At 38.6% G+C, this 12971-nt stretch carries 10 protein-coding genes; 8 read left to right on the top strand and 2 right to left on the bottom strand.

Features of this window, described 5'->3' with window-relative positions:
• The first annotated feature begins 79 nt into the window (after positions 1–79).
• On the top strand, positions 80–1729 hold the full coding sequence (locus tag ORQ98_RS14830; RefSeq protein WP_274689587.1) for a sigma-54-dependent Fis family transcriptional regulator: 1650 nt from the start codon (positions 80–82) through the stop codon (positions 1727–1729).
• Between the two features lie 151 nt (positions 1730–1880).
• Here the strand turns inward: ORQ98_RS14830 and ORQ98_RS14825 are convergent, their stop codons facing one another.
• The gene (locus ORQ98_RS14825; protein ID WP_274689633.1) at positions 1881–2225 is read right to left on the bottom strand and encodes a PilZ domain-containing protein; all 345 of its coding nucleotides are present in this window, start codon (positions 2223–2225) and stop codon (positions 1881–1883) included.
• A gap of 290 nt (positions 2226–2515) precedes the next feature.
• Here ORQ98_RS14825 and ORQ98_RS14820 point away from each other — a divergent pair, with 290 nt between their 5' ends.
• Entirely contained in the window at positions 2516–3268 is a 753-nt protein-coding gene (locus tag ORQ98_RS14820) for a type 2 periplasmic-binding domain-containing protein (RefSeq protein ID WP_274689586.1), read from the top strand.
• 220 nt (positions 3269–3488) lie between these two features.
• Here the strand turns inward: ORQ98_RS14820 and ORQ98_RS14815 are convergent, their stop codons facing one another.
• Positions 3489–3848, bottom strand: coding sequence for a lysozyme inhibitor LprI family protein (locus tag ORQ98_RS14815; RefSeq protein ID WP_274689585.1), 360 nt, complete (start codon positions 3846–3848; stop codon positions 3489–3491).
• A 442-nt stretch (positions 3849–4290) separates the two neighbouring features.
• On the opposite strand from ORQ98_RS14815, the gene ORQ98_RS14810 reads away from it, so the two are divergent.
• From ORQ98_RS14810 to ORQ98_RS14785, 6 genes are all read left to right on the top strand, one after another.
• Complete coding sequence (locus tag ORQ98_RS14810; protein WP_274689584.1) at positions 4291–4725, top strand: tail fiber domain-containing protein; 435 nt, start codon at positions 4291–4293, stop codon at positions 4723–4725.
• 247 nt (positions 4726–4972) lie between these two features.
• Positions 4973–7543 carry an ankyrin repeat domain-containing protein gene (locus tag ORQ98_RS14805; RefSeq protein WP_274689583.1) on the top strand — a complete coding sequence of 857 codons (2571 nt, stop codon included), beginning with the start codon at positions 4973–4975 and terminating at the stop codon, positions 7541–7543.
• Positions 7544–7897: 354 nt separating this feature from the next.
• Positions 7898–9598, top strand: a complete 1701-nt coding sequence (locus ORQ98_RS14800) for an Hsp70 family protein (RefSeq protein WP_274689582.1) — start codon at positions 7898–7900, stop codon at positions 9596–9598.
• Complete coding sequence (locus tag ORQ98_RS14795) at positions 9595–12135, top strand: tetratricopeptide repeat protein (RefSeq protein WP_274689581.1); 2541 nt, start codon at positions 9595–9597, stop codon at positions 12133–12135. Before ORQ98_RS14800 ends, ORQ98_RS14795 begins: the two co-directional genes overlap by 4 nt.
• A gap of 11 nt (positions 12136–12146) precedes the next feature.
• Positions 12147–12629, top strand: coding sequence for a DUF1266 domain-containing protein (locus tag ORQ98_RS14790; RefSeq protein WP_274689580.1), 483 nt, complete (start codon positions 12147–12149; stop codon positions 12627–12629).
• Between the two features lie 32 nt (positions 12630–12661).
• On the top strand, positions 12662–12949 hold the full coding sequence (locus ORQ98_RS14785) for a DUF1266 domain-containing protein (RefSeq protein ID WP_274689579.1): 288 nt from the start codon (positions 12662–12664) through the stop codon (positions 12947–12949).
• Positions 12950–12971: the final 22 nt, after the last annotated feature.

Below are 12971 nucleotides of genomic sequence, written 5' to 3'. Positions count from 1 at the left end.
GGCTAACAATGACTTTTGCGACACCCAATTTAGGAGAGAGGGTATAACTAAGCCGTTTTGCTAATGAGGTATGGAGACCATGCAGTACCATCAAACTCAACTTCAAGCCTTACTTGCTTCAACCACTGCTTTTGCTACTGAGCAAAACATTAATGCACTATTAAAAAAAATTGTTATTCATGCAGGCGAAGTGATTGCTGCAGAAGGTGTGGCCATTTTTGTTTTGGATGTTACAAAAACCTACTTAAACCTAAAAGTAGCTAAATGGCGGGATGAGGTGCGAGAAGTCAATGAAACCGAAGGCATCCCCCTACAATCAGTTGGTCAGTTTAACACTGATAATATTTGTGTATTTGCTGCATTAACTGGTAAACCTCAGCTGATTGATGATATTTATGCAGGGTTTATAGGCTTTGATTTTTCATCCATTTATGAACAAGATAAACGTTATGGTACTAAAACCCACTCATTAATGGTGGTGCCGTTGCGTGATCATGAAGAAAAAACCTTGGGGGTGCTGCTATTAGCCAATGCTAAAAATCAACAGGGTGAACCCTCTTCATTCGTTGCCATGGAAGCGTTAGCGTTATCCTTTGCTGCCCATGCTGCAGTGGCATTAAATAATGCGTATTTAATTGATGCCAATAAAAAGCTGATTGATTTACTGGGTGAATCGAATCAGCAACTTGAAGCAGAAAACAAGCACTTAAAACAAAGCCGCAAACGCTTGAATAATTACCAAATTATTGGTGAAAGTAAAGCGATGCAACAGGCGTATGCTTTAATGGACAAGGTCGTTGCTTCACCTGTTAATGTGTTGCTGCGAGGTGAAACGGGTACTGGTAAAGAAGTGTTTGCTCGAGCTATTCATAATAATAGTGAACGCAGCAATAACCCCTTTATTACTCAAAACTGTGCAGCTGTGCCTGAGCAGTTGCTGGAAAGTGAATTGTTTGGCTACAAAAAAGGCAGCTTTACAGGCGCTACTACTGATAAAAAGGGCTTGTTTGATGAAGCAAATAGTGGCACGTTATTTCTAGATGAAATTGGCGATATGCCATTAAATTTGCAAGCAAAGTTGCTAAGAGTTTTACAAGAAGGGGAAGTACGACCATTAGGTGCCACTCAGTCCCACAAAGTGGATGTGAGAATTATTGCGGCTACCCACTGTGATTTGGAGGAAAAAATAACTGCAGGCAGTTTTAGAGAAGATTTATACTATCGGTTAAGTGTTTTCCCTATTTTCCTCCCTGCATTAAGAGAACGGGGGGATGATGTTATTGTATTAGCAAAGCATTTTATCCGGCTATATGCAAAAAACTACGGTAATTTACCTGCCCGATTAGCTCCATCCACAATTGAAATACTTAAAAGCTACTCATTCCCTGGTAATGTTCGTCAATTGCAGAATATTATAGAGCGAGCAGTATTATTAGTAGATTCCGGTACGGCTATTTTACCAGAGCACTTACCGGAACAAGTCTGCAATGCTGAACCGGCAGAGTCAACTGAAACAAAATCACAGGTATTCTCACTGCAAAATTTACCTGTTAAACAATCCTTAAAAGAAGCAGTTCAGGACTATGAAAGTGCTTTAATTGAACGCTACTTACAAGCCAACAACTGGAACCAAACCCGCACAGCAGAAGTACTTAACATGCCCAGACGAACATTAGTGGAAAAAATTAATCGCTATAAAATAGTGACTAAAGGGAAGCGAAGTCATTAATGTTTTGGTGTCAGATATAAGTCAATAGGATAGTAAAAATTGCTTTGAGTCGATTTTCATGAAATCCCCTTCAGTCTCCCTTTTTCAAAGGGGGATGTTTGTTTCATTGTTCTAATCCCCCCTTTGATAAAGGGGGGGTGTTAAAGGTGCCTTAAAGTGAACCTTCTGCAAAACCAGCTAAGAGTGCTTGGTCTTCAGGTTGAATTTCTGTAAACAACAAGCCTAATTGAAAAGAGTCTTCTTTTGCAATTACATGGCGAACTTCAGCCCTTGTATTGATCACTATTTTTTTGTCTTGGACTAGTGCCTGTATCGTTAATGAAACAACTTGAGGCTTTTTAAAATAGCCTTCTGTTGCTATCAATACACCATGTTTTGAAATGTTAACCGTGATAGCAGGAATTGTTCGGCCTTGCTTGTCATCTTTGAGAGCTACTTGCCATTTAATTTCACGCCTTATCGATTGCCGCTTTTCATGGAAGGACGGAGTACTAATAGCCAGCTCCCTATATCTTTAACAAAGATAAGTTGTTTTTAAAAAATTTTGAAGTTTCACTGGAAAGTATAGCAATACTAGCTTGTGTTGATGTAGTAGTTGATTCATATTGACTTAGCACTCACTCATTTTATGGTTTTGGCTTAACTAGCCTGTGGTAAGCCTCCAGCTCTATGTTCCCTTACTACCTCTATCTGGGGAGATTCGGGCTGGCCCTCTCTAATTCCCATTCATACTTCGGCTATACTCAAAAAACACTGAGTTTTCATTTATTTATTGGAGTAAAGTATATGCAACTATTAAAAATTATCATTCTAATATACTTTACTTTTATTGCTGGGAGGTTCTCTGAAGGGAAAGAGTATATTATAGGTGTAGAAAATACAATGTACTATCCTCATTATAACTTTGCTAAATCTAAGGAAAGTGAGAGCTATGCAAAGGCTGTTTTTGATCTTTTTGCAGAGAAAAAAGGATATAAGTTGAGATATTACTCGCTACCAATTAAACGCTTAAAGGAGAGCTTTTTGGTAGAAAAAACGCTTGATTTTTTATACCCAGACCACCCCTGGTGGACACCAGATATGAAAAAAGATGTTCAGGTTGTCTATAGTCAAACTGTGGTGACTGCTATTGGGGGGACTTTGGTTTTGCCTGAGAATAAAGGGCGTGGAATTGATTCATTCAAAAAGCTAGGAATGATCAGGGGGTTCACTCCTTTTCATTGGAAAGAGTTGATTGAGCAAAAAAAGGTGACAATTTCTCGATCTAGAGATGCGCCTAACCTATTGGAAATGGTCATACTAGGGCGTGTAGATGGGGCTGATATGGAACTTTCAGTAGCAAATTTTCATCTTCAACGCATGGGCAAATTGAAGTCTTTAATAGTCGATCCAGACTTGCCTTATGTGTCAAACCCTTTTCACTTATCGACAATAAAGCACCCTGAAATTATTCAAGAGTTTGATATGTTTTTAAAAGAAAATGAAAAAATACTGACTAGCATAAAACAGAGAATGAACATAATAGAGACAATTGAATAAGGCTCGATACCCTTCAAGTGTCTGATTTATCAATACTACCCGCAAAATTATTATAAGTTATTTTAATTTTTTATTCGCTGTAAATAATAAAGCCAGCTGCATTATAAGTGAAGTTAATCGATAAAGTACGTAAATCCCTAATTAGTAATTATTTTCCTTCATCTGCAGCTTACTTCAATTATAACTGGCAGTGACTTAATCGATCTCAAGAAATAATCAATTAATAGTTGTTTAATTGAATGGTTCGTAGCTTGGTATGGTAAATATTGCAAAACATGACATCGACATTCGAAATACCTCGAGCCACCACGCCAATTCTGTCGCAGTCTGCATTACGGAATTTAATCCAAGCGCGTTGCGAATGTTTTAGTGCATTACGGCTATCTTTTGCGTGAGGCCCATCAAACCCATTTTTCATTAAGCGTTGATATGTCTTATTTAACTCTTTATCGGCCTGCTGAAGTAAATTTTCTGCACATGACCAGTAGCTATCTTGATTACCGTCCTTTTCATATTGCTTGTGACAGGGAGTATCTGAAAATGAAGTGTTAATATCTTTAATAGGGTCAGCTAGTATCACTGAGGGAGCTATTGTTAATGTAGAGAAAATTGTGGCAGAGAATATTTTTTTATGTCAATGAAAGAAGTTATTTTTACCATTTTACTTTCCATTAGATTATCCACCTTACCATCTTAGCTTTATGGAACAAAAACCTACTACTCTAAAAATTACTATTCGTGAAGTTATAACAGAACCCTGCTATTTTCAAGACGTCTTAGTTATTGAATTACAATAATTAGAGGCAGGCATAAAAGTTTGCAGGCTAGGTTATCCTATAATCATTATCACCAAGAGGTAGGCTTAGTTGATGTGTTGGCTATTGACCTGTGTGTTTACCTAGTGATAACTAACCACTATGAATAATACCTTTGACAACCGAATAACAAAAAGTAACAGAACGCCTACATATAAAAATGATTAAGACAATAAAATTGCGCTTTTGACTGAGAAGTAATTAAAGATGAAGTTCTCCAATTTATTATTTGCTAGTATTATTCATGTTGTAGCTATTTCTGGTGTGCAGGCCAATAGCAACCAAAGTGACAGTAATGCAACATCTTCTTCTAGTATTTCATCAAGCAATGGTAACTTTAACCCATGGACAAGCGATATTCGTCTAAAGCAAGATATTCAGCCATTAGAGAATAGCTTGGATAAAGCCAGTCGTCTTAATGGTTATCGTTATTCCTGGCGTCTTGACAGTATACAAGGTCATTTGGCGGGGCAAACTGAATATGGCGTTATTGCACAAGAAGTACAAGCTGAGTTTCCTCAGTTAGTGAAGCAAGATCAACAAGGCTATTTACGTGTTGATTACCGTGGTTTGGTTCCAGTGTTACTAGAGTCTATTAAAGAGCTAAAAGCGCGTGTTGAGGTATTAGAAGCACAACGTTAAAAATAAGTGATAGAAAGGACTCTATGCCCAAACTGTCATATATTATGTAGGATCTAACGCAGTACACTTTACCCTTTTATTGTCGTACAATAAAACCTGCTCAGAGTAAGAAGTTGCTAGTGGTCCATGCGTAAAGTTGTTACCTTATGTTGCGCATGGACCACTAGATAACTATCAGTAATTACTTGCTCTGATTATGGTATTATTTTTTTATGCTTTTATTGGCACTATACGGAACTTAGTCACCATGCCTCAAGCTGTATCATCATTTTCTTCCACTTTTTTCAACAATGTATACCAGCCTACTTATGATTCTAATCATTCACGGCAGGGATTAAGTGAATCTGAAAGTGTAGGTATTCGATATCGACCCAGTCTACATAAAGACTTATCAAGTTTCCTGCACTCTCCTGATTTTTCTAAATTTGAACAAGAGTACCGGCATAATTTGACTGCCCTAAAACAGCTTGCTCAAGATTGGCAAATTGACTGTTATCAGGCGTTTACTACACTAGAAAATCGGTTGTTTGATAACCCGGCTTATTTTGGTTCTATGATTGATACCTTATATGGTTTGGGAAAAGAGTCAATGGATGAACTGGTACGGCTCTTTCAAAATGATCAAATACCTTTGCATACTCGGAAAAACGCCCTGCAAAATTTAGCTCAAGGGGTTACGGTGTGTTCAGAAGGAACGCTATCCAATATTCTCGTTACTGCAAGAGAGCTTGCACTAGCGGCAGGTGGCATAGCAGAGAGCTTACAATATTCAAAAGAAAAATCAATTGAGCAAATAATTGCTAGTTTTGTTAGAAAACAACATAACCCCAAAAAAATTTATGAAATTCACTATGTAAATTCATACATGAATGCTTTAGCTAAACCGTTTGGTTTGAGAGAAATTAAAGATCGTTATACTTCAGAAGTTACTGTAACTTCTGAAAATATCAAAGCAGCTTATCGTGAAGTTTTCGAAAAATTAAGCCCTAGAGTTGTAATTGAGAGCTTACTACAACCTTTAAGTGAAGAAATTGAGTCTGCCTGGCAACAATATAAGACTTTACGAGGTGAGCCTGCTTCAAAACCTATTAGTTTTGAAGACTACAGTGCAGATATTTTTACTACTGATGAGCATACTAGTCTACACCAAAAAATTGAAACTGCTTTAGATCAAATGGATCGTAAGCTTGGGCTGGCTCCTGGTGAAACTCATGTCATTAAGCACGAAGATTTATTTATTTTAAAAGACGATAACCTAAGTCTTCAGTCAGGAACAACATTGGCAGTCTTATCATTAGCACGTTTTTTAGAAACTAAAAACTGGCTATCAGAAACTACAGAGCTTTCTTATTTTCCCCCAAACAAAGCATTGGAGCCAAGCTGGCAACCTAATGCTGAAATTATTCAAAGAGGTGAACTTTTTTTTGTTCAAACTTTCGAGCCTAATAGTCCTCAGCAGGAACGACGATTGTTAACAGTAAAAGATCTGATGGACTTAGTGCCTGACTACTGGCCAACAGGAAGAGAGCACCGGGATGATTGTATTAACCTAGTATCTGAAGCCATTAATAACACACGAAATACAAAGTATTTATTGGATTTACCACCGAAATTCTTAACTGTTTCCAATCAATGGCAACGCTTTTTTGACCGTTTAAACAGCAAGCAGACAAATGACTATATAGATCGCCATACAGACGCTTTAGCGAACATAATAAAGCAGGCTCCACAGGGAACTTTAGCCAGAGGGTTAATGAGCTGGGCATTAAATACCAAAAATTTGAACTGTGTTGAGCATCTGTTAACTATTAATGTGTCGCCTAATACCCGTTTAGAAAAACAGCAAACGCCATTAATGATAGCGGCTAGTGCTGGGCAGTTTGATATAGTTGAAACGCTCTTGGTCGCAGGGGCAGAACTTAATTTGGTTACAATTGATGGTAAAACACCAGCAATGCTGGCAGCTGAATATGGTCATGCAGATATTTTGGATTTATTGCTAACCAACGATAAGCGAAACGTAGAAAGCCGTGACCAAGCAGGAAATACGCCTTTAATGCTGGCTGCTACTCAGGGGCATATCCAAGCTATTAAGGTGCTTTTACAGCACCAAGTGAGGGTTGACTCATCAAGTAGCTATTCACGCCGTACAACACCCTTAATGTTAGCTGCAGAAGCAGGCCACTATAAGGCCGTAGAGCTATTAGTAAAAAACAAGGCAAGCACGGAAAGACTTGATCAATACGGTAATACTCCACTTATGTTAGCTGCTGGAGCTGGTCATCCAGAAGTTGTTAATGCCTTACTGAAGTATGGAGCTGATATTGAGTCCTATACACAACCTCAAGATTATACGCCATTGATGAAAGCAGCAGCTAATGGGGAAGTTGCCATTGTTGCATTACTACTTAGGCATGGTGCAAATCTTCATGCAAAATCGTGGGATGAAAGAACGGCTCTAATGCATGCAGCAACAAATGATCGTGGCGAAGTAATTAGATTATTAGTGGAAAATAAAGCTAAGTTCGAAGCGGAAGATGATGAAGGAAAAACGGCACTTATGATAGCAGCTGAAAAGAACTCTCTTAATGCAGCAAAAGTATTATTAGAATTAGGTGCTAAACCAAATCACTTTGGTTTAAGGAAAACTTGGCATCCATTAACACTAGCGGCCAAAAATGGACATTTAGAAATGATTAAACTGCTATTAGAGAATGGTGCTGATATTAAAGCTCACTCAAAATTACATTCTGCAGAGCATTATGCGAGGAAGCATGGGCATTTAGACGTAGCAGAGTTTTTAGCAAGTTGGAAATAAACATTGGTTTGAAAGTAAGCTATTATTTTTTACTGAAACACCACTTGGTTGTGTATATAGCTATCGGGTGATAATTTTTTGAGATAAGTGTGCTGTAATTCACAGTGAAGTTATTGCCTGTTTATCAATAATGATAGTGCTATTTTTGGTGCCCCTAATATCTCCTCTCTTTTACATTTGTCTAGTGTTTAAATCACTAAAATCAGATTGAATTCTGCTTACCTTCATTGGTTTTTTGTTACATTAGTGAATTATTTTTTTAGTGAGTAGCGTATTTTTTGCGTAATTCATGGGCCAAGTGAATGGTAGATGTGGCTATTGTTTTGGTTTTTGAGTGAATAGGGAGTTAACTGTATGGGTATCATCGGTATCGATTTGGGAACCACTAACAGCTTGATAAGTGTTTGGCAGGATGGGCAAGCTGTTGTTATCCCAAATGTGTTGGGTGATGCTTTAACTCCATCTGTAGTGGGGGTGGATGATAATGGTGAGGTGCTGGTTGGTAAGGCAGCTAAGGAACGTTTATATACACATCCAGCGGTTACAGTTGAGTTATTCAAACGCTATATGGGGAGTGAAAAGGAATACTCGTTAGCTAATCATACATTTAAACCACAGGACTTAGCTTCTTTTGTGTTACGGGCACTTAAAGCGGATGCGGAAGCTTATTTAGGTTGCGAAGTGACAGAAGCAGTTATCAGTGTGCCGGCTTATTTCAATGAACAGCAACGACGTGCTACTCAGTTAGCTGGCCAGCTGGCAGGCTTAAAAGTAGAGCGGCTTATTAGTGAGCCGACTGCTGCAGCATTAGCTTATGGCGTGGTAAGTCCAGATACTGAAAAACATTACATGATTTTTGACTTAGGCGGCGGAACCTTTGATGTATCTGTACTGGAACTGTTTGATGGGGTTATGGAAGTTAATGCCAGTGCTGGTGATAATCACTTGGGTGGAGAAGATTTTCTCGATGTACTTTTAGATTATTTTTGTGAAAAAGTTAACATTAATAAAGAGGTATTAAACCAGGCAGCCTATACCCATTTGCGTCATCAAGTTAATCAAGCCAAACACCAACTCAGCACTCATCATCAAACAATAATACAGTTTAAGTATAATGATAAGCAGGCATTACTTACAATCACTCGAGAAGAATTTGAAAAACTCTGTGAGCCATTAATTAACCGACTTAGGCTGCCAGTAGAGCGAGCACTGCGTGATGCTAAAATAAAACCCGCGGATGTAGATGAATTGATTTTAGTGGGCGGTTCTACTCGGATGGCATTAGTTCGCTCTTTAGTGGCAAAACTGTTTGGCCGACTGCCAAGCTGCTATTTAAATCCAGATCAGGTGGTCGCGATGGGGGCTGCAGTACAGGCTGGGTTAAAACAAAAGGATCAGGCACTAAGGGAAGTTGTCATGACGGATGTATGCCCTTATTCGCTGGGGGTAGAAGTGTCATCTAACCGTGGGGGTTATTATGATTCTGGGCTTTTTAGTCCCATTCTTGAACGTAATACTGCTGTACCAGCTTCACGAGTTGAACGCTTTACAACCTCCTCTGACCAGCAGACAAAAGTAAATATAAAAATCTATCAGGGAGAAAGCCGACGAGTTAAGGATAATATTAAGCTGGGTAATTTAATGATAGAGGTGTCCCCAAAGCCAGCTGGTGAAGAAGCAGTTGATATACGTTTTACCTACGATGTGAATGGTATTTTAGAAGTAGAGGTTAAAGTCGTATCAACTGGGCAACAGGCAACAACTGTTATTGAAGAGTATCCTGGCTTGCTTACTCCGGCAGAAATTGCCACAAAGCTTGCTGCTTTATCTGAAATTAAAATCCACCCACGTGATAGCATGGAAAACCGTTTATTAATGGCTAGGGGAGAGCGTCTTTATGAGCAAGCATTGGGTGAACAGCGAGACTATATTGGTGAGCTGTTAATGGAGTTTGAAACGGTGCTAGCGCAGCAAGATATAAAAAAAATACGGCAGTTGAATAGGGACTTAAACCAGTTATTTGATGAAATAGAAGCAGAATTACATTTATTATGAGTTGTTGGGAAACCCTTGGCATTGAGCCGACAGGCGATCTTAAACAAATTAAGCGTGCCTATGCTACTAAACTAAAACAGCTGGATTTAGCAACCCAGCAGATGTTATTTGAAGAGCTTCGAGGGGCGCTGGAAACAGCAAAATTGAAAGCACAGGCGGGGCTGCTTGATCAACCTCAGTCTATAGAAGCAGAGCCCTTAGCAGCAGAGCTCTCAGAAAGCGGGCCTCTAGAAAAAGAGTCCCTGGAAACAGATCGCAACCAAAAAGATGAGCCGCCGGCTCTTGTCGCGCAACAAGATGACTTTCTTACTCAGTTAGAAGTATTATATGCTGACTTCCCTCGTCGTATTCAACTTGAAGAATGGCAGCAATTATTAGCAAATTTGCCTGATTGGACACTTGATAAAAAACTCCATATCAGTGAGGTTTTATTCGCTTTTTTATTAGAAAATTACTACCTTCCAACGAATATTTTAGCCTACTTGGAAAAACAGTTTGACTGGTATGAACAGTATTTGCAATTAATTAAACAATATGATGAAGCAGACGTTAGACGATTATTTGCTTTAGTTAGGCAACCGTTGGGCTTTCCTGGTTTTGAGTTTTTACAGGACTTACCGAGCAATAAGGCAGATCATTACATAGAGTTGCGTTGGGCTGGTCGTCAGGCACTGGTCAATCATAATACTGATAAAGTATTTGAATACTTATTACAAGCCTACGATTTGTATAAGCAAGATCCTTATTTATTAAGGCTACTAGGCAACGCATTTGAGCGGGTTGATCGTTTTGATAAGGCACTAGACTGTTATTATGCTGGTTTTGAGCTGACAAATGAGGACTATGATTTTTTACTTAGAATAGGACATCTAGAGCAACGTAAACAAAATTGGGAAGCTGCGAGCCGAGCTTTTATGGCTGCGTTAAATATTAATCCAGAGCAGCTTGCTGCTCGTAAAGGGTTAATTGAGTGTGTATTGCATTGTGAGCTAGATAAGGAAACCTTAGATGATATCTATTGCTCACTCAGTCAATTAATTGAACAAAACCCACTGGATATACAGCTGTTGTTCTTGCTGGCAAAAAAAGAGCAGGTTGCTAGGCAAAATCAATTATCAGCAACCTTTAGTACTTACTACTGGCTTATTTTAGCTAAGGCACAAATTTATCAACAAGACTTTGCTGAGGCAGCACAATCTATTGAGCAGGCGGAAAAGCTGGATAAAACTGACAAAGAGCAACAACAACTGCTAGCGGCTAAAGCGAATTTATTTGTTAGTCAGCAACAGTATCAAGAAGCGCTACCTATTTTAAGGCAATTGTCGGGTAATAGATTTGTTACGGCCAATATTTTTTATCAGCTGGCATTTTGTCTTTTAGCAGTAGAAGAGGAAGACTCACATACATGTTTACCCTTTATTAACCAGGCTATCAAGCTAGACCCTAATAACATTGACTATTATGCAGCCAGAGGAAAGTACTATTACGATACGGATCAATATGAAAAATCTGCTCAGGAATATCTACAGGTTGTCGCTCAAGAAGACAATAACAGTGTTTACTGGTTTCGACTGGGGTACAGTCAATATCAACTAGGCCAGTATCAACAGGCGATGAATAGTTATCGTCACTGTGTGGAAATCGATGAGACTAATCAATCTGCTCGGGTTGAAATCTTTGCCTGCTATTTGGCGTTAGGGGAAAATCAAACAGTACTAGCTGAGTTGCAGGTGTTTTTAAAAAACAACCCTGAACATATTCGTGCTTTGTGGCTTCAAGCAGAAACATACCGATACAGTGGTATGATCAATGAGGCAATGGCTGCTTATCGACATGGCTTTAATCAATATCAAATATCTGATATGGGAGCTTGGTTAGCGTATTTGTTGCTAAAAACAAAACAATATTTTTTAGCTCGTAAAATACTCAAACAATTAGCTGAATATAAAGACCATGCGTTTTGGTCATATCTTCAGCTTGGTTTATTAGCGTTGCATTTTAATAAGAAAATAAAAGGGTTTTATTATTTAAATCAGGCTTTTGAAATAGCAGAACAAGAACAATTGGTATATGCCTATGGTGCTTATTTTTTACGTGGTATCAGCCTTTATTACAATGGAGATAAACTAGCTGCTGTTAACTCATTTAAACAAGCGTTAGCAAAAGAACCTGACTGTGCTATGTCTTACGCTTATTTAAGTATTATTCAAAGGGATGTAGGTTTACAAGATGAAGCCTCTCATTCTATTGAGCAAGCATTGGCATTAGAGCCACAAAATAGCCCAAGAAAACAATGGTTGGAAATCTTAGCTTACGCGATAAAAGATCAGGTTAATCAATTAACCTGGTCAGTAAAATGGAAGTACTTTGGGCTTTTTCGCCATAAACCGAGTGCTTTGATTGCAAGCAAAGTCATATTACCTTTTCCCCCTCAGTTGGTTGATAAACCACAGGTGGGTGGTGATACTTGGCACCCTTCTGAATTAGCAGAGCATAAACAGATGCAAGATGCTGCAGCACAAATCAGTGATGAATAAGGAGGCTTGAAATGAAGAAGCCTGGTAATAAGTTAAATACTTATAATCCTGACCAGTTAACAGCAGCAGAACTTTGGGCTATAGGACTATCTAGTATGCTCAGCTGTCAAAATCATGAGCGACTAGACACGCTGTTTGGCTGCGCACAAACAGAAGAAAATATTGAAGCATGGAAGCAGTCTCACCAACGCTATTGGGGAGTAACAGATCATGACAGTTTGCTAGATATGGGTAAGTGGTTAGTTGATGAAGGGGGACATAATGCGGGTTTTATGTCTAGGCTTAACTATTTGCGGTTATTAACCGATAAAGAACAACTGATATATATTGAGCAGTATAAAGAGGATGTAGATGAATATGCCAGGCTGCAGTTGGTATACAACAATATAGGTAAACTAAATGCAGCTGGAATTATGTCATGGGATATGGGACGTTATATTAATATGTTAAAAAAAGGTATTGTCATTGGTTATAGCTGGAAAATCATAAAGTGACATGGCTACTCTCATCATAAAGCGTGCTATCAGTGAGTATAGGGTCATCCATTCTATGCCACATTATAGATTTCCAGCTATATCTCACCTATGAAGAGGGCTGGATAGAAATGTATCGGGTGGCAGGGCTTATCCAGCCACATTTTACTAGTTGGATGGAATATTACCACAGCTACGCTGTTGGTCGACAATATTGGCGTTTTGATATTAGTGAAGAGAATGCTTTACATGGCTTTTATTTAATCGAGCGACTAAAACAAGATCTTAATAGTCCTATCAATAAACTTGCCTGGCAAACTGAATTACCAGAGAGGGATTAAGGGCTATGATAAGCCCTTAATA

This window comes from Spartinivicinus poritis, assembly GCF_028858535.1.
Lineage (GTDB): Bacteria > Pseudomonadota > Gammaproteobacteria > Pseudomonadales > Zooshikellaceae > Spartinivicinus > Spartinivicinus poritis.
Note: the sequence above shows the minus strand (reverse complement) of the source record. Positions and strands in the feature narration are given on the sequence as shown.